Consider the following 23956-nt stretch of genomic DNA (forward strand, 5'->3'; position numbering starts at 1 on the left):
GGACGCCCCCATGGACTTGAAGCTCGAAATGGTCGTGCTCCCCGTCTCCGACATCGATCGGGCCAAGGCCTTCTACGAAGAGGCCGGCTTCCGTCTCGACGTCGATTGCACGGCCGGCGACGACTTCCGGGGTGGTGCACTTCACCCCGCCCGGCTCCGAGTGCTCGATCATCTTCGGCGAGGGGATGACCGGCATCCCCGCGGGCGCGTTCCAGGGCCTGTATCTCATCGTGTCCGACATCGACGAGGCCCGCGCAGAGCTACGGGCCGCGGTATCGCCGTCAGTGAGATCTTCCACGACGAGGGTGGTCTCCTCCACCACGGCCACCAGGGCGGCGGGTGCGTCCACGACGGTGAGGGCCAGCGGCGTATCACCGGCCCGCACCCCGAGCGCGCCTCCTACGGTTCCTACCTGGCCTTCAGCGACCCGGACGGCAACGGCTGGGTACTCCAGGAAGTGAGCAAGCGGCTCCCCGGCCGCTGAGCTCGCCCCAGCCCGGCCCCCCACCCGGTGCCGGACCGGGCTGTGCGGCCGCCGGTCCCCCCTGCCACGTCCGGCGCACCACCACCGGCACAACCCCACGCGCCCCGCCCCGGCGGCCATCACGGGAGTCCGCCGACGGGCTGCCCGCCCCCCCATTCGCTGCAGGCGACGGCGAGCGCGCGTGCCGGCAGTCAGCAGTCATCCGGGCCCTGCCATTTCCGACCCGATTCCCCCCACCCGTACGGAGCAGTGATGAACGAGACCACCCGCACTTACGACGTGATCGTCATCGGCGCGGGGCCGGTGGGCGAGAACGTGGCCGAACGCGCTCGTGCCGCCGGGCTGAGCACCGTGATCGTGGAGCGTGAACTGCTGGGCGGCGAGTGCTCCTTCTGGGCCTGCGACCCCAGCAAGGCGCTGCTGCGCCCGGTGGTGGTGCAGGCTGACGCGCGCCGGGTGCCCGGGCTTGACCGGGCGGTCGCCGGGCCTTTGGACGCCAGGGCGGTCCTGGCTCACCGCGACAAGATGGCCTCCTACTGGAAGGACGAGGCCCAGGTCGGCCGACTGGAGTCGGCCGGCGTCGATCTGATCCGCGGCCACGGCCGTCTCGACGGCCCCCGAACCGTCCGCGTCGAGACCGCCGGCGGGGACCCGATCACGCTGTCGGCGCGGCATGCCGTGGCGGTGGCCACCGGCACCCATGCGGCTGTGCCCGCACTTCCCGGCCTGGACACCGTCCGCGCATGGACCAGCCGTGAGGCAACCAGTGCCGGCCAGGTCCCCTCACGCCTGGCCATCGTCGGCGGCGGCGTTGTGGCCGTCGAGATGGCCACCGCCTGGCAGGCGCTCGGCTCCGAGGTGACCCTGCTGGTCCGCGAGGAAGGGCTGCTGCAGCGGATGGAATCCTTCGCCAGCCGGTTGGTGGCCGACGGCCTGCGCGAGGCCGGCGTCGACGTCCGGTTCACCACCTCCGTGGCCCGCCTGGCGCGTGAGAACGGCGAGGTCCAGATCGCCCTTGCCGACGGCGGGCACGTGGTGGCGGACGAGATCCTTTTCACCACCGGCCGGGCCCCCAACACCTGGGACCTGGGGCTGGAGACGATCGGTCTCACCCCGGGCGACTGGCTGAAGGTGGACGACACCTTCCGGGTGACCGGCGTCGCCGACGGCTGGTTGTACGCCGTCGGCGACGTCAACCACCGCGCCCTGCTGACCCACCAGGGCAAGTACCAGGCCCGCATCGCCGGCGCCGTCATCGGGGCGCGCGCACGCGGCGAGGTGGTCGACGACACCCTGTGGGGTGCGCATGTGGCCACCGCCGACCACATGGCCGTACCACAGGTGGTCTTCACGCATCCGGAAGTCGCCTCCGTCGGCATGACCACTCGCGACGCCATCGGTTTCGGGCACCGGATCAAGGTGGTCGACTACGACCTGGCGCACGTGGCGGGCGCCCACCAGTACGTCCAGGGGTACCGCGGCCAGGCCCGCATGCTCGTCGACGTCGACCGTGGCACCGTGGCCGGCGTGACGTTCGCCGGGCCCGGCGTGGCAGAACTGGTGCATTCGGCCACCGTCGCCGTCGCCGGCGAGGTACCGATCGACCGGCTCTGGCATGCCGTGCCCGCCTTCCCCACGATCAGCGAGATCTGGCTGAGGCTGCTGGAAACCCACCGGGGCCAAGGCGCCAGGGCCGCCGGACGTGAGCGCCCAACGCCTTTGGCGTTCGCCGCCGACCGTTGATCACCCCGCGTTGCGCCGCCCCGCGCCAGGGACCCCTCCCGCGGACCTCGTCCCGCTCACCTGCCGCAGGATGCACGCCCTCCCCATACGCCGCGCCGGGCGACAGCTCGGCAAGGAACGCGCCGCCGCCCGCAGGTCGCGCATCGCGGGTCGCGGGTCGCGGGTCGCGGGTCGCGTGACTGTCATGACGGTGGCTGCCGGTACCGCGTCACGTTACCTAGGAACGACGCCACCGCCGCCACGGAATCTAGGTCACGTTCCGGATTACCGCACTTACAGCCCGCGCCCATGATTGAAGTGCGCCGGAAACCGGGAGCGGGCCACACGGCCTCAGCCGACCGGCGGGATCTCGATTCGCGGAAATCTCGGCGACTTCGTGTCGCCCGCCTTTCTGCTCATTCATTTAGACCTTTGGGAGACCATCATGTCCATCACCACCGACCGACACGCCATCCGCCCGTTCACCGTCCAGTTCTCCGAGGCGGAGCTCGCGGACCTGCGGCAGCGCATCCAGGCCACGCGCTTCCCCGAGAAGGAGACCGTCGAGGACCAGTCCCAGGGCACCCAGCTCGACACGGTGCGCAAGCTCGCGGAGTACTGGGCGAACCAGTACGACTGGCGCAAGGTCGAGGCGAAGCTGAACTCCTACCCGCAGTTCATCACCGAGATCGACGGGCTGGACATTCACTTCATCCACGTCCGCTCCAAGCACGAGGACGCACTGCCGGTCATCGTCACGCACGGCTGGCCGGGCTCGGTCGTCGAGCAGCTGAAGATCATCGAGCCGCTGACCAACCCCACCGCCCACGGCGGCGACGCCTCCGACGCCTTCCACGTGGTGATCCCCTCGATGCCCGGCTACGGCTTCTCCGGCAAGCCTGCCGCCAAGGGCTGGGGCCCCGAGCGCATCGCCCGCGCTTGGGGTGAGCTGATGGAGCGCCTGGGCTACACCAAGTACGTCGCGCAGGGCGGCGACTGGGGCGCGATCGTCACCGACCTGATGGGTGCGCAGGAGCCGCAGGGCCTGGCCGGCCTCCACACCAACATGCCCAAGGTGATTCCGGCCGACATCGACGCCGCGCTCGCCAAGGGCGACCCGCTGCCCGAAGGCCTGTCGCTGTCCGAGGAGGAGCAGGCCGCGGTCGAGCAGCTCGGCTTCGTCTACCGGCACGTGTACTACGCCTACATGATGGGCGACCGCCCGCAGTCCCTGACCGGGCTCGCGGACTCCCCTGTGGGCCTGGCCTCTTTCATGCTCGACCACGACGCGAAGAGCCTGGCCCTGATCACCCGGGCTTTCAACGGCGTCGACGAGGGCCTGTCCCGCGATGACGTCCTGGACAACATCACGCTCTTCTGGCTGACCAACACGGCGATCTCCGCGGCACGTCTGTACGCGGAGAACACCACCTCGTTCTTCGGCATCAACAACGTCAAGCTCCCGGTCGCCGTCAGTGCCTTCCCCGACGAGCTCTACCAGGCCCCCAAGAGCTGGACCGAGCAGGCCTACCCCAACCTCGTCCACTACAACCGGCTCCCCAAGGGCGGTCACTTCGCCGCCTGGGAGCAGCCGGAACTGCTGGTCCGCGAGATGCGTGCGGGCTTCCGCTCGATGCGCTGACGCATCGGCCCGTGCCCTACCGCGTGCACAAGCCGTAGCCCGACGGGGCGGCCGGGCGGCTCGACACCGAGCTGCCCGGCCGCCCCGGGCCACCCGGGGGCCGTGGACTGCCCCACCGAAGCCCTGCGGGCGCCGCACACCACGCCCCTGCACCCGATCACTGCCCCGTGACCGCCGCACCGAGTGAGCGCAGCGGGCCGCCCCCTTCCGCCGAGAAAGGGGTCTGTTGTCAGTTTGGAGAACCACATGTCCTCAGCAACAGCGGTGCCCGGCGACACTGCATGCCTGCCGGCCACAACCGACCACGTCAAGGGCCGGCATCGGGGGAAAGCGGCATCCGAACGCCTGCGAGACCTCTGGCCGGCCGGACACGGGCGGCACCGCCGCACCGCAGCGGCCCTCCGCGTACCAGGGCGGACAGGAACCGCTCCCGCTCCCGCATCGATCCCGTCCACCCGGTCAGGTGCACGGGCGAAGGCGACAGTGAAGCGCCGTGATCCGGCAGCCGGCCAGCAGGGAGACCGCACTCGCGCGGTTCGACCGAGAGGCCACGCCCTTCCTCGGCCGAATGTACGCAGCCGCGACAATCATGGCCTGCGGCCATGCCGATCCCGGCGACCTGGTTCAGCGCACCTACCAGCAGGCATTCCAGGCGTTCGAGACGCTGCCCGAGAAAGCCGGCGTGAGAGTCCGGCTGTTCCAGATCCTCGCCGACACCGCGCTCGACACCTCCGGCGACCCGAACCGGCCCGGGGACATGGTCTTCCAGCCCGCCGCACAACGCCCCCAGGAGGTCCCGTGTGAGCGGGCTTTGGTCCCCGACGACCACGCGGCCCGGGTCACACAGGCACTGGACCTGCTGCCCGACGAGGAAGTGTCCGCCGCGCTGCGGCGCCTGCCCGCCGAGGTGCGGATCGTGGTGTACCTGACCGACGCCGAAGACTTCAGCGCCGCCGACATCGGGCAGATCCTGGACGTCAGCCCGGGTAGTGTGCGATCACGTCTGCGCCACGGCCGGAGACTTCTCCTTGAAACGCTCACAGCCGCCGCCCAACGGTGCGGGCTCCTCGACGAACTGCGTGATCGCGTCCCTGCCAACTGACATCCCCTCACGGGGACTTAGCGGCTTGCGGTGACGTTCGCCGTCAAGCGCTCCAGAACAGCCTTGACATCCGCGGCCTCCGCCGCGGTGAGGCCCGCGGCCTGCCCGATCGTGGCCGGAATGACACGCGCACGCTTGCGCAGTTCCGCGCCCTGCTCGGTGAGGCTGATCTGCACCGAACGCTCGTCGTTCGCCTGGCGCTCGCGCCGCACCAGACCATGGGCCTGCAGGCGCTTGAGCAGCGGCGTCAAGGTGCCGTAGTCGAGTTGCAGGAGCTTGCCCAGCGATTTGATGGGCAGCGCCCCGTGTTCCCACAGCACCAGCATCACCAGGTACTGCGGATAGGTCAGGTCGAACTCTTCCAGCAGGGGCCGGTAGCGGTTGGTCAAGGCCCGCTGCGCCGCGTACAGGGCGAAACACATCTGGTCGTCGAGGAGCAGGCTGACCTCGTCAGCCTCCGCCGCCGGCCGCTCAGCGGCGGGCTGGTTCTCACTCATCGCAACTCCTGTCCGCACAATACTCGCGCACTAAACTGTACACCCCACAACTTCCACGCAGGCCATTATATTGCGCACACCTAAAATTGCGACGCTGGGTCGCGGGACCGGCGCGTGGAGTACACGGCGCCCAATGGCGCCAGCGGCCGAGAGGGCACTACCGAGGGCGCTGGTGTCACCAAGTGCGGCACGGGCATTCCGCGCCCCTTGAGGCAGGCCGCTTCCCAGCGGTACACGGCCGCAACCGGCGTCCACAGTCACATGCCCGATGCCGCGGGGCACGCTTTCGCAGTTGGATCGCAGGCAGCGTCTGTGCGTGCGCGGGGCGGGCCCGGGAGGCCGGCAGCGGACGCGGTCCGCTACACGTCCGCTCCCCCAGCCGGCACGGATGCCCTTCTCCCCCACCAGGAATGCGTGATGCCCCAGTACGTCCCCTTGCAGCAGCCGGTTCTCGAACCGGCTGCCCGCGACTTCACCGAAGCCACCGCCGCCCCGCCGTTCCCCTTCGATCTGGGACCGGCAGCAGGCCGCAGGGCGCTGGAGAAGGTGCAGGCCGCAGAGCACCACCACCTTGAGGTGGAGGACAGCTGGATCGCGGTGTCCGGCGGGCCGAAGGGATGCGTCGCGGTGCGCCTTGTGCGCCCGAGGCACGCTGACGGGCCGCTACCCGCCGTCTTGTACCTCCACGGCGGCGGCTGGGTCTTCGGGGGCACACGCACCCACGACCGCCTGATACGCGAACTGGCCGTCGGCACGCGGGCCGCCGTGATCTTCCCTGAGTACAGCCTTTCCCCCGAGGCCCGCTACCCCCAGGCGCTGGAAGAGTGCTACGCGGTCGCCCAATGGGCCACCCGCCACGGCAGTGAGCGCGGCATCGACCCCACACGAATGGCCGTGGCCGGCGACTCCACCGGCGGCAACCTCAGCGCAGCCCTGACGCTGCTGGCCAAGGAACGCGGGGATGTCTCCTTCCGCCATCAGGTGTTGTTCCATCCCGTCACCGACGCGGACTTCGGCACACCCTCCTACCGTCAGTTCGCCGAGGGCTACTTCCTGCGCCGCGATGTCATGCAGTGGTTCTGGGACCAGTACACGACCGACGAAGGACAACGCGCACAGATCACGGCCAGCCCGCTGCGCGCCACCGCGCAGGAACTCGCCGGCCTGCCCCCGGCCCTGGTCATCACCGCGGAAGCCGACGTCCTGAGGGACGAAGGCGAGGCCTACGCCGAGAAACTGCGCACTGCCGGAGTTCCCGTGACCGCGACCCGCTACCAGGCGACCATCCACGACTTCGTCATGCTCAACGCGCTGTCGGCAACCGATGCGGCCCGCACGGCGGTCGCCCAGGCCGTAGCCACCCTCCGCCAGGCGCTTGGCACCGATATCTGACTCCAGGCGGGGGCCTGCGACGCCGTCGCGGTTTGCCACAGCAAGCGTTGCCTCACACAACCATCACTCGGCGTTGCCGCTCCGAGAGACCAAGCGAACACGGGACGGGGCCTCGCACGGCATGGCCGGCATGGCGGTGCTGCGGATGCCCGGCCGACAGTCCATCCAGCAGTCGCGCAACCGCCCTGGTCTCGTCGGGCACCGGGACCCGGACGTTCATGTCGCTACCGGCCACGGCGCCGCAACACCCGGCCGGAGGCGGCCACGGACCCGGCCGACGGTGACCAGACCACCGGGGAGGACAGCCGGCCGTCGCCGGCGACCGCAGGTCGCGCCGGCGGAGCGGGCTTGGTCCTCCGCAGCACCACATCCCGCGTCCATGTATTCTCCTAGTGCAAACGACGGTATGAACTAGTTCAAAGGTCTCTGAATATTTCTGTCTCGCTCTCCACTGCCGATGCGTACGCGGCCGCCGGCCGCACCGTGCCGACCCGGGGCCGAGGACGGACCTGCTGCGACCACGACCTGGTGCCCTCGATCCCCGATGCGGACCGCCTCCGCCGCGTTGCTCCCGTCCGCGACGACGCGGCGGCCGCGCCGCCGGTCCTTCACGCCGGCGCCGGTGAACGGCTCTGCGTGCACGGCCCCACCGGTTCCCCTCCGCCGGGCAGCACCGGAAGGGAGGCCGGGCTCCGCAGGCCGGGCCCGCCGGCGAGAGCCGGCACCCATCGGGCACCCGGGGTTGTCTGCGACCTCGACATGCCGGTCACCGGCCCAGGCCACCACGCCGGACGCTGACCGTAGTCCGCACACAGGCCCCGCCCCTGGCCGGCGAACGGCCGGCTGCGGCCGCACACCACGTCGGCCGGCACGCTCAACCGGCCCCGCCCGCCGTACCCCCGTCCAGGCGCTGCACGCCGGCCCCCGCGCCGGGCGCCGCCGGGCGGGCAGCCCTGCCCCATGCCCATCCCCTGGCTCACGAGAAGAAACGGAAGCAAGCAGTGATCGGTAGTGACTCTTCCCAGCGCGATACGGCCCATGCGCTGATCGGTCGAGACCGCGATCTGCACACGATCCGTGAGCTCGCGGGCCTGGGCACCGGAGGCGGAGCATTGCTGGTCTCGGGGGATGCCGGGGTCGGGAAGACAGCAGTGCTGGACGCCGTCGCGGCGGGAGCCCGCGCCGAGGGCGCCCGGGTACTGCGAGCCGCCGGTGTGGAGTTCGAGGCGAACTGCAGTTACTCGGGTCTCAACCAGGTCCTGTTTCCCTTCCAGCGCGAGATCGAGGATCTGGAGGTGCCCTTCCGTGACGCCCTGCGCGTGGCACTCGGCTTCGAAAGCGGCTCACCGCCCCAGATGCTGATGGTCTCCAACGCCGTGCTGCTCCTGCTGCGGACGGTCGCGGCCGGAGATCCGCTCGTCCTGGTGATCGACGACCTGCCCTGGCTGGACCAGGCCAGTGCGGCCGTCCTGGGCTTCGTCCGACGACGGGCGGCCGGCATCGGGGTGAGCTTTCTCGCCGCGTCACGTACCGGAGCGGCGAGCCTGAACGACTGCGGTGCCCTGCCCGAATACCGGCTGCAGCCGCTGGACGAGGAGTCGGCCGCCCGCCTGGTCGCCCACGCCTCCCCCCACCTGGTTCCCAGCGCCCGCCGGAGGCTGCTGACCGTGGCATGCGGCAATCCGCTCGCCTTGCTGGAACTGCCGTCCGCCCTGCCGGCCACGCCAGGGCCGGCAGTCGGCGACGTCCCGGCCGTACTGCCGCTCGGCCGGCGCCTGGAAACGGTGTTCGGCTCCCGCGTCACCAGCCTGCCCCAGCCCACCCAGCGCCTGCTGCTGCTCGCCGCGCTGGAAGGCGTCGGCGACCTCGGCGTCCTGCAGGCCGCCTCCCGGCAGACCGATGACGGCTACGACCTGGAAGACCTCGGCCCCGCCGAACGCGACCAGCTGGTCTACATCGACGAGGACGCACGACGGCTGAGGTTCCGCCACCCCCTCATCCGCTCGGCCGTGGTGGAGAACTCCACCAGCAGCCGGCGGCGCGCGGTCCACACCGCCCTGGCCCAGGTCCTGGTGGACCAGCCCGAGCGCCGGGCCTGGCACCTGGGCGAGGCCACCTTGGAGCCCGACGAGAACGTCGCCGCCCTGCTGGAAGACGCGGCGCGCCTCACGCTGCGCTGCGGCGACGCCATCGGCGGCATGCGCACCCTGCTCCGGGCCGCGGACCTCACACCGCCCGGAGCCGGCCGCAGCCGCCGCCTCGCCACCGCCGCCTACATCGGCGCCGAGGCCACCGGGTCGCTGCACAGCGCCCAAAAACTCCTGGACGATGCACGGCACACGGCCGCGGACCCCAAGAGCTCCCTGCACTCGGCCGCGGCCGCCGCCGTTCTCATCCTCAACAGCGACAGCGACATCGACACCGCGCACGCCCTGCTGGTCGACGCGATCGAAGCCGGAACCCACGAGTACGACGCCGCGGACAAGTCGCTCATCGACGCCCTGCACACCCTTGCCCTGGTGTGCTTCTTCGGCGCCCGGCCCGAACTGTGGCAGCCCTACCACCGCGCGCTGGACAAGCTGACCCCCAAGGCCCCGCCGGTGCTGTCCGCACTGGCCAAGACCTTCTCCGACCCCGCCCGCACAGGCGCCGCCGCCTCGGGCGAACTCGACGAACTGATAGCACAGCTGACCGACGTCACCGACCCCGTCCAACTCCAGCGAACCGGCTCGGCGACCCTGTACGTCGACCGCCTCGGCGACGTCCGCGAAGCACAGTGGCGCATGGTCCGCATGGGACGAGACGGCGGCCCGGCACGCCGGCACATGGCCGGACTCATCCACCTCACCCTGGACGACTACCTCACCGGGATGTGGGACGAGGCAGCGCAACTCGCCGAAGAAGGCGTCCAGTTGTGCACCACCCACGGCTACACAGGATTCGCCTGGTACTTCCACTACGCCCAGGCCCTCCTGGCCGCCGCCACCGGCGAGGCCGACCGCGCCGACGCGGCAGCCGAGCAGGTCATCCACTGGGCGACCCGCCGCAAGGCGTTCGGCGCCGCCCACTACGCGCACCACGCCGCAGGGCTGGCGGCCCTGGGACGCGGTGACTTCGCCGACGCCTACGAGCACGCCACCGCCATCAGCCCCGCCGGCCACCTCGCCTCACACGCCCCGCACGCACTGTGGGCAACGATGGACCTGGTCGAGGCAGCCATGCGAACCAACCGGCACCAAGAGGCAGCCGCCCACGCCCAGGCCATGCGGGACGCCGGCATCACCGAACTGTCCTCACGCCACGCCCTGCTCACCCACGCCTGCACCGCCCTGACCACCACCGACGACAACCAGGCCCTGCAGCTGTTCACCCACGCCCTCGACGTACCCGGCGCCGGGCGGTGGACCTTCGACTACGCCCGCGTCCAGCTCGCCCACGGTGAGCGGCTGCGGCGCGTGCGGGCCACCACCGAATCCAGGGGGCCGCTGGCAGCAGCACTGTCCGCCTTCCAGCACCTGGGGGCCACTCCCTGGACGGAGCGCGCCGAGAGCGAACTACGCGCCGCCGGCGCAGCCAAGCGGCGGCCCGGCACCACCACACCGCACACGCTCACCCCCCAGGAACTGGAGATAGCCCGGCTGGCGGCCTCGGGCCTGACCAACAAGCAGATAGCCGAGCGCCTGTTCCTCTCCCACCGCACCGTGGGCGCCCACCTCTACCAGATCTACCCCAAGCTGGGCATCACCTCCCGAGGCATGCTCCGCGACGCCCTCGAGGCCTGACCCCCCTCGTCCTCTGCCTCCGCACACCACCCGAGCAGCAAACGGCAGGGCGGGCCCTGTCACTTCACCTCAGAAGGACCCAGCACGTGAGCACACTTCCCACCCTCGTCCTGGTCCACGGCGCCTGGCACGGCACCTGGTGCTGGCAGCCGCTGGCCGAGCAGCTCCCCGACCTCGACGTACGCACGGTCGCCCTGCCCAGCAGCGGACCGGACCCGGCAGCACTGGGAGGCCTGTACGACGATGCGGAGGCGGTAGCCAAGGCCATCGCGGTCGTCGGCGGACCGACCGTGGTGGTCGGCCACTCCTACGGAGGATGCCCCGTCACCGAAGCCGCCGCGGCAGCCGGCAACGTCGAGCACATGATCTACCTCAGCGCCCTGATGCAGGACACCGGCGACTCGGTCCTGTCCCTGACCGGCGGCGTCTACCCGCCCTACTGGGACGTGCACGAGGACCCCCAGGGCCACGCCGGCCACGGCTACTTCGAAGCGGCCCAGGCTTCGCACGTGCTCTACAGCGACGTCGAACCCCACCTGGCACAACAAGCCGCCGCCAGACTCGCCCGCCAGTCCCTCGCCTCGGTCACCCAGCCCCTCACCCGGGCCGCCTGGCGCACCGTACCCAGCACCTACATCCTGTGCGAACAGGACCTGGCCATCCCGCTACCGCTCCAGCAAACCATGGCCACCCGTGCCCAGCGCACCGTCCGCCTGCACTCCGGGCACAGCCCGTTCCTCTCCCAGCCGGCCGAACTGGCCCGCATTCTCCGCCACGAACTCGCCCACCGGCCACCGCAGTAGTGGGCACCTGCGGTCCGGCAGACTCCGGCCGCCGTACCCGGCGATCTGGTCTGCGCAGGTCCGCACTTCCCCACGTCGCAACTATTCGGCCGGGTGTCACTCCACCCCGGTTTCCTCTTCCGGCCCTGCGAACTGGCGGTGTCTGCCGCCTCCTTCACGGTCCAGCGCTGCACGTGGGAATCGGCTGACCGGGCAGGTTCAAGCGCCCTGTCGAGCAGGTCCTCGTACCGTCACACTGGGTGTGTGAGCGAGTGATGGAGCATGCTGGCCGCGCCAGGCGGAGCGGTGGCGACCACGCTGATCGGTGTCTTCGTCGGCAGTGTCAGCAGGCGCGCTCAGGACCGGCACTGGGTCCGTGAACAGCAAGCGGCTGTTTGCGCACGGGTGCTGCGGGAGTCGTCAACGGTGCTGGTGGATCTCAGCGACATGGAGTCCTCCCGTCCCGAAAGCATCCCGCAAGGTGTGGTCGTGGCGACCAGCATCGACTGGCGGCCGTGGAACGAGGCACTGAGCATGGTGAACCTCGTCGCCGACAAGGACATCGCAGAGGCGGCCCATGCCCTGGACGAGCAGATCTGGCGCGTCCACATCGCCGTCAAACGCGGCCTGGCCCCCGATGAGGACTGGTTCGCACTGCGCTCGCGCATCATTGCCGCACAAGGCGACTTCATCACCGTTTCCCGCCGCAGACTGCCCCTGACAGGGGACCCACTCCCCCGGCTGTCCGGCAGGCCGGCCCCAGACGTCTGGACCCCATAGGCCGCACAGCCGGGGCCGACCGGCGCCAGCCGTACCCGCCCGATCGGGAGGTACAGCCTCGGCGGTGGTGACGGAGTCCTATCAGCGTCGGAAGTGAGGCTTGCGGTGAGCACCGCACCGGGCGATGTCCAGAACATGGAACGACGTCAGAGGTGTGCCGCTATTCCAGAATCCGAGCAGGTCGGTGCCGATGAGCTTCAACTGCCGCTTGCTCGCAAACGTGCAGGCCGGAGAATTATATGTGCAGGAAGCGGCGAAGACCGGCAAAGTCTGGCCCGTATTCGGCGCGGGTGGTGCCGTTGAACGTCTGGACGTCCCGGCTGCCGACCGAACGATGCCGGGCGTAACGCACGCACTAGATCACCAGTCTCCCGCCATCGGGCAGGTAGCCGATGACGTCGCCGCCCAGGCCGCCGGCGCCGCCTGCCCGGCGGACATCGGTGCAGCCATCCCGGCTGTACAGCATGGGCACGTACTCCTCGAATTCCTGGTCGGTCATCCCCCAGACAGCGTCCAGCGACTGAACGGCTTGTAACTGTGCCTGTTCTGCCAGTCGGATCCGCTCGGCAGGAGCCTCGCGGCGGCCGGCCCGCACCAGCCGCGCCGCCACCACAACCATGACCCACCCCCTCCCCCATTGCGGTCCCGGCCTACCCCAGGAGGACCGCGCCGACCACGGCCTCGACAGGGCCGGCTCCGCCGCCAGGAGACGCTCGTGCTGCCATCACGCGCACTTGCAAGAGGCGCAGACCCCTGCGCAGGCGCCGGCCAATCCCCTGGATGGTCACGCGCCCCAGTGCCCACGTTCGTCCGTCCGGCCACGAAACGGAGGCCGCCCCCACAACTCCGCGCAATTCCACGTGCCTTCGTGGCACCGGCGTCGTTGTAAAGGAGACCTCGAATAGTGACGGGGATCCAGTACCCCCAAGGGCACCGGTCACACTGCTCGACGGCTTCCTCGCCGCTCTACAGAGGCCCAACAAGGCTGCCACAAGAGGCTCGATACGCGCTGCCGGCACGCAACAACAACACACATTGACTCACGGGTAGGTACCATCCGGCAGCACCACCCCATACACACGAGGAGTGTCGTGACCGACAACAACACCATTCAGGACCGGTATGCGACGCGTCTCGCAGAGGACCTGGACAACAACGCCGGCGAACAGGAAAAGGTCCGCACGCAACTCGCGGAACTCCAGAACAGGCTGGCTCAGCTCGAGCAGGAGCAGGCGTGGCTGACCCAACTGCAAGGAACCGTGGCCGGCGCCTCAAGCGTGGTCGTGGAGGAAGAACCGGCAGGTGAAGCGTCTGCAGACAAGGCCGAAGAGCCGAAGGTGACGCCCACCGCCCAGCCAGTGCCCCGTCCGCGCGGGCGAAAGAAGGCGGCCGGTGAGCCAGCGCCCCGAAAGGCCGGTAAGAAGACGCCTGCCCCCAAGTCGGCCGGGAAGCCGAAGCCCGGCAGCTCACCGTCGAGCATGGAGCCGACGCTGCGCAGCCTGGTCGCGGACATACTGGCGGGAAGCAGCGAACCGCGCATGGTCAGTGAGTTCGTCGACGCCCTGGCCAAGCAGCACCCTCAGCGCGCCACGCCGAGCGCCCCGGTCGTGCGTAACACCCTGGAGGCGCTGGTGGCCAAGGGCCTCGCCGAACGCGCCCGCCGGCAGGGCAGCGTCTTCTACACCCCCATCACACCCCCGGCCACCGACGCCGCTCACGCGGCGGTCGCGTCCGGGGCCGCAGAACCCGTCCCGGCAACAGGCTGACCTCAAACGCGTGTGGCAGGAGGTCGCGGGCCTTCTGCCACGGGCTGGGGCGGCCGATCTTCTGCGGAGCACCGCCCTCCCCATCGAGGTTCACCCAGGAGAGCACCGCGAATCCGAGACCGTTCCCCATGCCCCGCGCTGCCGACCGCAAGGCCGCACGAAGATAAAGGTGTGCAATACAGCAAAAGCCGCAAAATGCAGCACTTGCCGCGGTACGGTGGAGATCTGTCCCAGCGCGCAGCCCGCGACCGGTTCTGGAGGGAGCCCGCATGGCAGATCGACTCGACGTGGCGTCGCTGGCTCCCGGCGATCGCGCGGACGCGATCCGTGAATTCTCGTGGGCCATCAACGGCCGTATAGAGGTGGACCTTCCCCCGGACCCGCATCTCCTGAGGGCCAGCGCAACCACCAACGCGGTGGGGTCGGTGAAAGTCTCGGAGATCGGCTGGAACGTGGCCCGCCTGCGCCGTGCTACTGCCTCGGTGGACGAGGACTTCGTGCCGCACGTTCTCGTCCATCTCCAGGAAGCGGGCGTCTCCGCCTTCCACCAGGGAGGAAGGCGGGGTGTGATCCGGGCGGGAGATCTCGCGGTGCTCGAGAACGCGAAGCCCTATGAGGTCTTTTTCCACGGCACGATGCATTCGGTCCTCGTGCGCGTTCCCACGCACCTCCTGGGGCTGCGGCCGTCCCTGCTCGACGAGGTCACAGCTGTACGACTGAGTTCGCAGCGCCCCGTCGTGGGTGCCACAGCAGCGCTTTTCACCCGGTTGGCCCGCAACCAGGCCGCTGTCGGCGAGGCTGAGGCCGCCCTGTTCGCGCAGCCCTGTGTCGACCTGATAAGGGCTGTGGTCAGCATGATCCCGGGCCGTGACGATCTGGCCGGAGCACCTCTGAACAGCACACTGCTGTTCCGTGTTCAGGAATACGTCCGCCTCCATCTGGCAGAACCCGACCTGACTGCGGCACGTATCGCCGCCGAGCATCACGTTTCCGTACGGCAGCTCTACCTGACCCTGTCCCGAGCGGGAATCAGCCTCGGCGAGTGGATACGGACGCAGCGCCTTGAAGAGTGCAGGAGAGAACTCGCATCGTCGGTGCATCAGTTCATGACGATTGAGGCGATCGCCCACCGGTGGGGGTTCGCCAGCGCACCCCACTTCAGTCGGGTGTTCAAGGCGGCGTACGGTGTGAGCCCCCGCGAGTTGCGGTGGCAACCATGCGACAGGCAGAGCGGGCATTCACCGGCAACGGGGCCTTCCCGCCCGGGCACTTCGGCCTCATCTCGCGGACCGTAACTGGGCACGGCCGGCGGCGGAGAACGAGCCGCCCGCTGGAGCAGCCCGAAGCCACCAGGCACCCGCCCTGAAGGCCCGGGCACGTCGAGCGGACAAAGCGCGGCGCTGCCGCCTCTTTCACAGTAGGCAGCACACGGGTCGTCGCCTTGCCTGTGCGTGCACGATCTCTCCTTGCCCTTTCGTGCACGACATCAGCTCCGGTTCCCGCCCCAAGGAACCGGCCGCCGGAGTCCGGCCCATTTCTGCCGGCGGCACGTACCGCCGGCACCCGCGGGCCACGAGGATGAATACGCGCAACCTCGCTCAGCGCGATACCGAAATTACAGAGCGTGTCCTCCCCGCCTCCCGTCACGGCCGTGCGATCGAGGGGGCTCCGGCCAGGGCGGGTTACGTCCACGGAACGTGCAACGACCTTCGGAGTCGCACACGGCTGCACGGCGGGAATCCCGCACTATCCGGTTCGCACAGCTGCGGATATCCCACGGACCTGCCCGGACGGCCGCCGGCGATCGCAGGGGGAAATTACGGTGGCCGCAGAGACCAGATGCCTTCAGTGCCGTTCAGGAGGACATCGTGATCGAAGCATTCTGCACGGACATCCAACCGCCCGCCGAGCGGGACGAGTACTGGAGGGACGCCGTACGCAGGGCGTTCATTCGCCTGGAGATCCGCACCCAGGGGCCGGCCGAGCTCCACGGGGCGATACGCCGGGCCTGCGTCGCCGGCGTCCAAGCGGGCTTCCTCGAGGCGAGCCCGCAACGGATGGCGCGTACCGCCCCGCTCATCGCCGCCGACGGCGACGGCGACGGCGACGGCTCGCTGATCGTGAGCCTGCAACACACCGGCGGCAGCGTCGCGGCCCAGGACGGCCGCGAGACACCGGTGGCCGCCGGCGAACTCGTGATCCTCGACAGCCGCAGGCCGTACGTCCTGGACTTCGCCGGCCCCGTGCGGCAGCACGTGGCCACGGTCCCACGGCAGCTGCTGGACCTCCCCGACTCGCTCCTGCGCCTGGCCACCGGCCGCACCTACTCACCCGGCCACGGGATCGGCGGGATCCTCGCCTCATACGTCGACGGGCTCGTGACGACCACGGAACACTGCATCTGCGCACAGGACGCGAAACGCTTCCTGCGCCAGGGCGTCATCGACGTGCTCACCGCCCTGATCGCCCTGGAAGGCACCTCAGGGGAGCAGGCCACGGTGGAGCGGGCCCTGCTGCAGCGCGTCCGCGCCTACATCCGCACCCACCTGGACGACCCCGCCCTCTCCCCCGCGACGGTCGCGGTCGCGCACCACATCTCCGTCCGCTACCTGTACCAGCTCTTCCAGGACGAGCCCATGACCGTCGTCCGATGGATCCAGCGCCTGAGGCTGGAGGCCTGCCGCAGGGACCTCGTACGGCCGGAACTCGCAGGACAGACGGTGGCGGCGATCGCACACCGGTGGGGCTTCGCCAGCCACGCGCACTTCAGCCGCACCTTCCGGGCGGTCTACGGTCTCTCCCCGGCGGAGTGGCGGCAGGCCGGCATCCCGCAGGCCGTACCCCAGCAGACAACCGGCCAACCAGCCCGTCAATCCGACAAGTGACAAACCCGCGGTCACCCGTGGTGCCCAGCCCGTCCTCACCCGACCTGATCTGCCGCGGGGTTGGCGCAGGAGGCAGCGGAGGTGCACCAGGAGGCGGTGCCTGTGCAGGACGGGGCGGCAACCGGCGCGAAGGCCGTCCGGCCCGGCTCAGCCCGCAACGGCGACCGGATCGCCGGTTGGCCACAGATGTGACGCCGGAGAGGTTCCGCCGGGGTGTTCGTCGATCCATTCCAGGCCGCCGAGGTCGGGGTGCGCGCGCGGGTGACGGCGACGCAGTCGAGGCGGGCGTCGCCGTCGCCGATCAGGCCGGGCAAGGGGTTTGCGTGCCCGTCCTTTTCGTCGCTGTCCCTGGACGGGCAGAAGTCGTCGGCGATCTCGGCCCTGGGGCCATTCGCGGCCCTTGAATGTGCGCGCGGGGGCCATCGTCACCTGCGCGTCCTGCACACCAGCCAGGCGGTTGACCGCGGCCAGGACGGCATCCGTGCCGTGGTGATCGACAAGGCCGGCCAGGGGCTCCAGGTCACCACCGGCGGGGTCGCGCTCGATGTGTTCCCTGCAGCCGGCGCAGGAGGTGAACAGCACCAACTCGGGATGGGAGGTGCGGCGTCCGTCTTCCAGGGCGCGTGACGCCGGCGCCAGGGCACGCAGGGGCGGCGGCAGGAACGCGATCCAGCGCGAGATCATCTCCTGGATCGGGCCCGGAACGCCGCGCGTGCGCAGGTGAGGCCCGCCGGGCCGCGGCGGGCAATGCGACTTTCGGCAGTGTTGGCTGGCTCCGATTCTTCGTATCGTCGCATCCGTGAGGCGACGGATCATGACGGTTGTTCGCGGGATGGAGCTTGCGCTGCTCGCCGCTGCAGCGGGCACGGCGGGTCTGAGCGTGGTGAGTCTGTGGTGGGTGCCGGTCACGGTCGTGCTGTCGTGGGCGGCAGGATGTCTGCCGCGGTCGGTCCGCACAGCGGCGGGCGTGCTGACCGCGGCGATCGCGACCGGAGCGGTGGCCGTCTGGGCGGTGCCGTCGTGGATCACGCTCGGCGATCGGTTCGTCCTGGTGCTCGTGGGCGCGGCGGTGCTGCCGTGGTTCGCGGGCCGTTTCCGGCATCAGTACCGCGCGCTGGTGCGCAACGGTTGGGAACGCGCGGAGCAGTTGGAGCGGGAGCAGGAACTCATCGCCGAGCAGGCTCGGTTGCAGGAACGCGCCCGGATCGCACAGGACATGCACGACCTCCTCGGACACGACCTCAGCCTGATCGCCCTGTCGGCCGGCGCCCTGAAGCTGGCGCCCGGCCTGTCGGCGGAGCACCGGGACACTGCCGGCGAGATCCGGACCAGGGCCGGTGCCGCAGTGGATCGCCTGGGCGAGGTCATCGGCATCCTCCGGCAGATCGAAACGCCCTCTTCCCACGACGGCGTGGCGGACCTGGTCGACGGTGCGGCCGCCGCGGGGCTGGCGGTCACGCTGCTCACCGAGGGCGAGTGCGCGCAGCCGTCTCCCGTGGCCGAGCGGGCCGTGCACCGGGTCGTGCAGGAGGCACTCACCAATGCCGCCAAGCACGCGCCCAAAGCGGCCGTGACCGTGGTGATCCGGCACTCGGGTGCGGGAACGGAGGTCCGCGTGGACAACGATCGCGCTCCGAGTGCCACTACCGGCGCCCCCGGTGGTGGGCGCGGACTGATCGGCCTGGACGAACGGGTCCGGCTGGCAGGCGGGTCGATCACCTACGGCCCCCGTGAGGGGGGATTCACGGTCGTCGCCCGCATCCCTCATGGCCCGGGTGGTGTTCCGGCGGCGGCCGCCGCGACAAGCGGCCGCACAGGAGTGCCACAGGAACAGCGGCGCGCGCGCAGGCGTGTGCGCCGCACCGCGCGTGCCGCCGTGCTGGTGCCCGTCACCGCCGTCGCCCTGCTCGGTGTCGGCCTGCGGGGGTGGGACCTGATCCTGGTCCGTGCGTCGGTGGTGGCGCCAAAGACCTACGCCCGCATCCACCTCGGGCAGAGCCGCGCTGAACTGGCGGGCCTGCTCCCCGAAGAACAGGCCCCGCATCATGCGGCTGACGGCGCCTCGCCGGGCCCCGGTACAGGATGCGAGTATTACGCGATGACGGCGAACCCCTTCGACGACGATTCGGGCGACTTGTACCGGCTGTGCTTCCGCGGGGACCGGCTCGTCTCGAAGCAGGTGGTCACCCAGTGATCCGGGTCCTGATCGCCGACGACGAGCCGTTGATCCGCCAGGGAGTCCGGGCCGTGCTGTCCACCGCGCCCGACCTCGTTGTGGTCGCCGAGGCCTGCGACGGCCACCAGGCGGTGGAGCTGGCCCAACTCCACCGCCCGGATGTGGTGGTCATGGACATCCGCATGCCGGGCGTGGACGGACTGCGTGCCACGGCGGAGATCCAGCGCACCGTCCCCACGACCGGTGTCGTCGTGCTGACCACGTTCGGACAGGACGAGTACATCCTCAAGTCCCTCACCGACGGCGCCGCCGGCTTCCTGATCAAGTCGGGCGAGCCCGAGGAGCTGATCGCCGGTGTCCGCGCCGTGGCGGACGGCGCGGCCTACCTGTCACCCAAGGTCGCGGCCCGGGTGATCGCCCACCTCACCACGCAGGACGCCGGCACGCGCTGCGAACGGCGTGCCACGGCCCGCCGCCGTGTCGAGGCGCTCACCCCCCGGGAACGCCAGGTACTGGCCTTCCTCGGCACCGGGCTGTCCAACGGCCAGATCGCGCGCCGCCTGGGCCTGGCCGAGGGAACGGTCAAGGCTCACGTCAGTTCCATCCTGGCCCGCCTGTGCGTGGACAACCGGGCGGCGGCGGCCGTGGTCGCCCACGAGGCCGGCATCGTTGCGGCGGCCGAGGCGATCCCGTAGCGCGGCGGCTGCCCGGACCCCTAGCGGGGTCGCCACGAGCACCGTCGCGCCGACCACGGTGGCACCGACCACGGCACCGGCCGCAGCGTCGTGCGGATAGTGCACGCCCGCCGCCACGCGAGCCACCGCCACCACGCCCGCGAGCGGAAGGACGACAGCCGCCCGTCGGGGACGGAGCAAGGCCAGGCCGACAGCCAGCCCGGCGGCCAATGTGGCGTGATTGCTGGGGAAGGACCAGTCACCCGCTCCGGGGCAGTCGGTCACCGCCCGGATTCCGGTCACGGCACGACACGGCCGCTCCTCGTCCACCACCAATTTCAGTGCCTCGCTGACGGCATAGGCGAGGACGGTGCCGGCCCCGACCAGTACCGCCCCGGCAGCGGTCCGGACGTCGCGACGTCGCACGGCGACCGACCAGACCCGGACGAGAAGCAGCCCCAGAACGATCAGGAGGCCGCCGGCGACCGGGACCACCATCGAGCCCATCCACGCCGGAGCCTTCCCGACGGCGTCGTTCACCGCCCGGTACAACGACACCGACGCACCGTCGGTCACCTCGACGGGTCCCGCATCGCCCAGCCCGCCCGGGTACAACAGGCCGACGATCACCACGCCGGCGGCCAGTACCGCCATCGAACCCACCACACGACGGCCGGAGCCGTACCGAGATCTCGATTCCATGGGGCCCGACGCTAGGCACGCAGCTCCGCGAACACCCGGGCCGGACGGCCCCCTTCGACCCCCGACGATCGTCATGCTTGACATCGGCAGCCGAAGACGACGATGCCCCCACCCGGCCCCGGCTCTCCCCATCGGCGAGGTGCCGGCCGCGTTACCGACCCGCGTCGTGGTGACAAGCCGGCCTGCGGCCGCGGCCGAGCACTGAAGGCCCACAGCGATGAAGGCGAGCAGTGGCTGAGCCCGGTACGGATTGCGCAGGGGCCCGGTTCAGGACCGTCCGCCCGTCCAGCCGCTTGCGCCCCCACGCGGCATGCGACAGCAACGGCCGCGCGAACTCCCACTCGGCATCCGACAGTTCATCGCGACCTATCACCGGACCGCGATCGGCCAGGCAAGATCGATTGACGACAGGCTCCCGTGGGCACCCAAGCCGGACACCGCAGTGACAGCCACGCCGAACCTCACGCGTGCGTCACCGGTCGTACTTGTCGGTGTACTGCGGCCCGTCCGTCTCGGCCTTGCATCCCTCACTGTTGGTGGGCATGCCGTGGGAGACCACGAGGGCGTAGGACTGCGGGACGAAGTCGCAGCCCTTGCCGGACCACTGGGACGCAAGGAACGTCCAGCCGACGGCAGCGGCGGCGAGTGTGTATTTCGTCTTGGCGTTCATACGAGATCACGCCTCGGTTACGTAGGGTAATCGTGACCCGACTGAGTGTTATGCGTAAGTATGAACGGATTGCGCTCATATGCGCACCCCGGCCTCGCGACGGACGCACCCCAGGGCAGTCAGCGCACGGGGCCCGGAAAGCCGTCGCCGCAGGTCAAGCCGCATGGCGGTGCCCGTTGGGGACGCCACCGAGGATGCGGGTGCGCAAGAGTCCGCGACCTTCGAACTCGTGCACGACCAAGGGCCGCCGGCCGGCACCGGGCGGTGGCCGGCCGCGGGCCCGGTAGGAGCGGTGCCCGCCACGCTGCTGCCGGCAGGCGGCCCGGACATGACGGGCGCGGGTCCCTGCCGTCATCAGACCACGGCCAGGAGCCTCACGGCGGCTGCCGGCGCAGCCGCCCGGGCGCGGCGCCACCGGTTGCCCCGTGGCCTTGGCGGCGGCGGTGCAGGCGGCGGCGTGGCGCCGGACGGCCGGGTCGGCGCCCACCGGCCGGTCCAGGGCATCACCGTCCACCGCGCCCCGCATGCGCCCGGTCGTCACGGCCCCCGGTATCGGCCGCCACCTGAGCAGATGACGGCCGATACCGGGGGCCGCCGGCCGTTCGCCCGCGGCCCTCGCGGGGTGGGACCGGCCCGGGCACGTGTGGTCAGCGGGTGACGCGCGGCGGGGTCGCGGTGCCATGCACCCGCTTGGCGTGCCTGGCGTACAGGCGCGGCGCAAGGAACGGCAGGATCAGCCGCGCGGGCGGCGGAGCCTCGGCGAGGACCGCTTTGATCACCTCGGGGTCGCCCTCGTACATCGCCATGCCGAAGGCGAGCGGCAGGGCCTTCTTCGGCACTTCGCTCATGCTGTGCTCGCCGAGCTGCTTCCACTCGGCCGCGGTGACGTACTTCTCGGCCAGGGGGAGGATGCGCTGCTCCTCCATCGTCATGTGCTCCAGCAGCGCGGCCAGCAGCCGGTCGAGCGCCTCCGCGAGCTCGTGCCCGCCGTGTGCGGTGGACCGCCACTGCGGCAGCAGGCGCAACGCCTGGCTGTTGGCGGCTTCGATGGTGTGGTGCTGCTCCTCCATCAGCGGCACGATGGCCTTGGCCTCGGCCCCGCCCCGCTGCTGCAGCAGCGGCCACAGGATCACGTCCTCGCCCTCGTGGTGGAAGTGCAGGAAGCCGCAGACGAGTTCGGCGTGGGCGCCGACGACCTCCGAGCGCCGGATGTCGTACGGCTCGACGTCCCGCACGAGTTGCGGGAGCAGGCCGAATTCACGCCGGATCATGGTGTGGGCCATGTACATGTCTCGCACATCGGCCATGGGTTCGTCGGTGCTCGGGTTCACGGGTCCTCGATCGCTGGTGGAACAGCCGACCTCTGCGGCCGGCGAGGAAAGCCTGATCGCACAGGACACCGGGTGTATAGAACCTCGGCGCCAGGAGGACCTGCCGGGCGGCGAAGGATCTGCGGCCGGCGTATGGTCCTGCCGCACCACCCTGGCTCTGGCCGGAGGCCGCCGCTGCCGGATCGGGTCGCCATGCATCCGGCACCCGTCGCAGATGCATCCTGCGGCGTCTGTCGATGTGCCTTCGCAGGCACAGCCGCCGCCCGCGGGCCGAACCGGCCACCCTACCGGCCGCGCCGTACGCCGCAAGCGGCCCGACCCGGGCTGTTGCGGCGTGCGACTGAGTGGCTGTTGTTGTTCCGAACTTGAGGAGTGCTGGTCGAACGGGAGTCAGCTGAACTCCCGACCCGACCGGTCCTCCCCCGCCGTCGTGACCTCCGCGTCCATCACATCGAGCGGCAGCATGACCGCGCGCACCGGGTGGACGTCACGTCGCCGAGGTGCCCGGCCGCACGGCGAGGCCAGAGCACCCACAGGCACGACGCGTGGCGTACCGCCACCACCAGCGCCCTCGCAGCAGTGCGCAGCTTGTCACCCGAGCGGTGGGCGGGAGGACGTCCGCAATGGCCAACCGGCGGCGACTGTGAAAATCGCTGTCCATCACCGGAGCACGGTGATAGACACCCGGCGTGGAGAAGAATCTTGAGTTCCCTGACCTGTTGCGACTGATCGATGAGCGGTCGACCGCCTTCCGCGCCGTGGTCGCCGCCGCGCCCGGTCTCGACGCGCAGGTGCCGACCTGCCCAGGGTGGACGCTGTTCGATCTGGTGAAGCACCTGGGTGGGGGAGACCGTTTCTGGGCCGCCATCGTCGGCGCGGGGTCTGCCGACGCTCCCCCGGCCGAGGCCGTCGCCGCGCGCGCCGCGCTGGAACTGCCGCAGGAGCGTGAGGCCCTGCTGGCCTGGCTGGACGCGTCGACGCAGCTTCTGCTGGGCGCCCTGCGCGCGGCGGGACCGGAGAGCGGTTGCTGGACGTGGTGGCCCGCGTCGCAGTCACCGCAGACCGCCGGCGGCACCGCCCGGCACCGGGTCCAGGAGACCGCGGTGCACACCTACGACGCCCAGCTCGCCGGGGGCGCTCCGCAGCCGCTGCCGGTCGAGTTGGCGCTCGACGGTGTGGAGGAGTTCCTGTTCACCGTCTGCGCAACGCCGAGTGCCTGGCCGCACAAGCCCACGGCCTTCGACTTCCACGCCGCCGAGGGCCGCTCCTGGCGCCTCACTGTCGACGGCGACGGCGCACGCACCACCCGCATCCCCGCGCCCACCGCCGCGACCGGCGAAGACTCGGACGCAGCCGACGCCTCCGTCCACGGCACGGCCAGTGAGCTGGTCCTCTACCTGTACGACCGGATCCAGGCGGACTCCTTGCACGTTGACGGAGACGCAGGGCTGCTCGACCTGCTCCGCGCCTGGGAGCCGGAAGAGAAGTAGGACGTAGCGGGGGCGGTTGACCGCGCCTCGACCCGGTTCGACACGACTCTTCGCCAGGTTCGTCAGCCGCGGCACCGGG

At 70.5% G+C, this 23956-nt stretch carries 18 protein-coding genes and 2 pseudogenes; 15 read left to right on the top strand and 5 right to left on the bottom strand.

The annotated features are described in order from the left end of the window. Positions 1–10 precede the first annotated feature (10 nt). The 4 genes and pseudogenes from PV410_RS27115 (at position 11) to PV410_RS27130 (ending at position 4950) form a co-directional block, all read left to right on the top strand. Positions 11–484, top strand: a pseudogene (locus PV410_RS27115) (VOC family protein). Between the two features lie 252 nt (positions 485–736). Next, a complete protein-coding gene (locus PV410_RS27120; protein ID WP_500328248.1) occupies positions 737–2227 on the top strand; it encodes a dihydrolipoyl dehydrogenase family protein in 1491 nt (496 codons plus the stop codon). Between the two features lie 424 nt (positions 2228–2651). Then, positions 2652–3848, top strand: a complete 1197-nt coding sequence (locus PV410_RS27125) for an epoxide hydrolase family protein (RefSeq protein ID WP_500328249.1) — start codon at positions 2652–2654, stop codon at positions 3846–3848. Between the two features lie 493 nt (positions 3849–4341). After that, positions 4342–4950, top strand: a complete 609-nt coding sequence (locus PV410_RS27130) for an RNA polymerase sigma factor (RefSeq protein WP_500328250.1) — start codon at positions 4342–4344, stop codon at positions 4948–4950. Between the two features lie 17 nt (positions 4951–4967). Here the strand turns inward: PV410_RS27130 and PV410_RS27135 are convergent, their stop codons facing one another. Next, a complete protein-coding gene (locus PV410_RS27135; RefSeq protein ID WP_500328251.1) occupies positions 4968–5447 on the bottom strand; it encodes a MarR family winged helix-turn-helix transcriptional regulator in 480 nt (159 codons plus the stop codon). 417 nt (positions 5448–5864) lie between these two features. Between PV410_RS27135 and PV410_RS27140 the strand changes: the two genes are divergently transcribed. The 4 genes from PV410_RS27140 (at position 5865) to PV410_RS27155 (ending at position 12183) form a co-directional block, all read left to right on the top strand. Continuing rightward, on the top strand, positions 5865–6839 hold the full coding sequence (locus tag PV410_RS27140) for an alpha/beta hydrolase (RefSeq protein ID WP_500328252.1): 975 nt from the start codon (positions 5865–5867) through the stop codon (positions 6837–6839). A gap of 1001 nt (positions 6840–7840) precedes the next feature. Beyond that, complete coding sequence (locus tag PV410_RS27145; protein ID WP_500328253.1) at positions 7841–10621, top strand: ATP-binding protein; 2781 nt, start codon at positions 7841–7843, stop codon at positions 10619–10621. An 86-nt stretch (positions 10622–10707) separates the two neighbouring features. Continuing rightward, the gene (locus tag PV410_RS27150; RefSeq protein WP_500328254.1) at positions 10708–11424 is read left to right on the top strand and encodes an alpha/beta hydrolase; all 717 of its coding nucleotides are present in this window, start codon (positions 10708–10710) and stop codon (positions 11422–11424) included. 285 nt (positions 11425–11709) lie between these two features. Further along, positions 11710–12183, top strand: coding sequence for a hypothetical protein (locus PV410_RS27155; protein ID WP_500328255.1), 474 nt, complete (start codon positions 11710–11712; stop codon positions 12181–12183). A gap of 355 nt (positions 12184–12538) precedes the next feature. On the opposite strand, the gene PV410_RS27160 is transcribed toward PV410_RS27155, so the two are convergent. Continuing rightward, positions 12539–12802: a hypothetical protein gene (locus PV410_RS27160; RefSeq protein ID WP_500328256.1), complete on the bottom strand. Its 264-nt coding sequence runs from the start codon at positions 12800–12802 to the stop codon at positions 12539–12541. Positions 12803–13274: 472 nt separating this feature from the next. Here PV410_RS27160 and PV410_RS27165 point away from each other — a divergent pair, with 472 nt between their 5' ends. The 6 genes from PV410_RS27165 to PV410_RS27190 all read left to right on the top strand — a co-directional run bounded on the left by PV410_RS27165 (position 13275) and on the right by PV410_RS27190 (position 19705). Then, positions 13275–13949: a hypothetical protein gene (locus PV410_RS27165; protein ID WP_500328257.1), complete on the top strand. Its 675-nt coding sequence runs from the start codon at positions 13275–13277 to the stop codon at positions 13947–13949. Between the two features lie 269 nt (positions 13950–14218). Beyond that, on the top strand, positions 14219–15244 hold the full coding sequence (locus PV410_RS27170) for a helix-turn-helix domain-containing protein (protein WP_500328258.1): 1026 nt from the start codon (positions 14219–14221) through the stop codon (positions 15242–15244). Positions 15245–15817: 573 nt separating this feature from the next. Further along, complete coding sequence (locus PV410_RS27175) at positions 15818–16834, top strand: helix-turn-helix domain-containing protein (RefSeq protein ID WP_500328259.1); 1017 nt, start codon at positions 15818–15820, stop codon at positions 16832–16834. 213 nt (positions 16835–17047) lie between these two features. Beyond that, a complete protein-coding gene (locus PV410_RS27180) occupies positions 17048–17461 on the top strand; it encodes a hypothetical protein (protein WP_500328260.1) in 414 nt (137 codons plus the stop codon). A 187-nt stretch (positions 17462–17648) separates the two neighbouring features. Continuing rightward, a complete protein-coding gene (locus tag PV410_RS27185; protein WP_500328261.1) occupies positions 17649–19028 on the top strand; it encodes a sensor histidine kinase in 1380 nt (459 codons plus the stop codon). After that, a complete protein-coding gene (locus tag PV410_RS27190; RefSeq protein WP_500328262.1) occupies positions 19025–19705 on the top strand; it encodes a response regulator in 681 nt (226 codons plus the stop codon). Before PV410_RS27185 ends, PV410_RS27190 begins: the two co-directional genes overlap by 4 nt. Here PV410_RS27190 and PV410_RS27195 read toward each other — a convergent pair. From PV410_RS27195 to PV410_RS27205, 3 genes and pseudogenes are all read right to left on the bottom strand, one after another. Continuing rightward, positions 19688–20386, bottom strand: a pseudogene (locus tag PV410_RS27195) (phosphatase PAP2 family protein); the annotation flags it as partial. The gene PV410_RS27190 and the pseudogene PV410_RS27195 sit on opposite strands and share 18 nt — an antisense overlap. Positions 20387–20858: 472 nt before the next feature. Further along, positions 20859–21056 (bottom strand): hypothetical protein, encoded by a 198-nt coding sequence (locus PV410_RS27200; RefSeq protein ID WP_499508878.1) that lies wholly within the window; start codon positions 21054–21056, stop codon positions 20859–20861. A gap of 647 nt (positions 21057–21703) precedes the next feature. Further along, the gene (locus PV410_RS27205; protein WP_500328263.1) at positions 21704–22363 is read right to left on the bottom strand and encodes a hemerythrin domain-containing protein; all 660 of its coding nucleotides are present in this window, start codon (positions 22361–22363) and stop codon (positions 21704–21706) included. Positions 22364–23076: 713 nt separating this feature from the next. Here PV410_RS27205 and PV410_RS27210 point away from each other — a divergent pair. Next, on the top strand, positions 23077–23877 hold the full coding sequence (locus PV410_RS27210) for a maleylpyruvate isomerase family mycothiol-dependent enzyme (protein WP_500328264.1): 801 nt from the start codon (positions 23077–23079) through the stop codon (positions 23875–23877). Positions 23878–23956 lie beyond the last annotated feature (79 nt).

The organism is Streptomyces sp. PA03-5A (assembly GCF_033792725.1).
GTDB lineage: Bacteria > Actinomycetota > Actinomycetes > Streptomycetales > Streptomycetaceae > Actinacidiphila.

Excerpts from the sequence above, each read along its gene's own strand:
- PV410_RS27200 (WP_499508878.1), bottom strand. The coding sequence starts at position 21,056 with ATGAACGCCAAGACGAAATACACACTCGCCGCCGCTGCCGTCGGCTGG.
- PV410_RS27205 (WP_500328263.1), bottom strand. The coding sequence starts at position 22,363 with ATGGCCGATGTGCGAGACATGTACATGGCCCACACCATGATCCGGCGT.
- PV410_RS27140 (WP_500328252.1), top strand. The coding sequence starts at position 5,865 with ATGCCCCAGTACGTCCCCTTGCAGCAGCCGGTTCTCGAACCGGCTGCC.
- PV410_RS27135 (WP_500328251.1), bottom strand. The coding sequence starts at position 5,447 with ATGAGTGAGAACCAGCCCGCCGCTGAGCGGCCGGCGGCGGAGGCTGAC.
- PV410_RS27185 (WP_500328261.1), top strand. The coding sequence starts at position 17,649 with ATGACGGTTGTTCGCGGGATGGAGCTTGCGCTGCTCGCCGCTGCAGCG.
- PV410_RS27120 (WP_500328248.1), top strand. The coding sequence starts at position 737 with ATGAACGAGACCACCCGCACTTACGACGTGATCGTCATCGGCGCGGGG.
- PV410_RS27125 (WP_500328249.1), top strand. The coding sequence starts at position 2,652 with ATGTCCATCACCACCGACCGACACGCCATCCGCCCGTTCACCGTCCAG.
- PV410_RS27170 (WP_500328258.1), top strand. The coding sequence starts at position 14,219 with ATGGCAGATCGACTCGACGTGGCGTCGCTGGCTCCCGGCGATCGCGCG.
- PV410_RS27160 (WP_500328256.1), bottom strand. The coding sequence starts at position 12,802 with ATGGTTGTGGTGGCGGCGCGGCTGGTGCGGGCCGGCCGCCGCGAGGCT.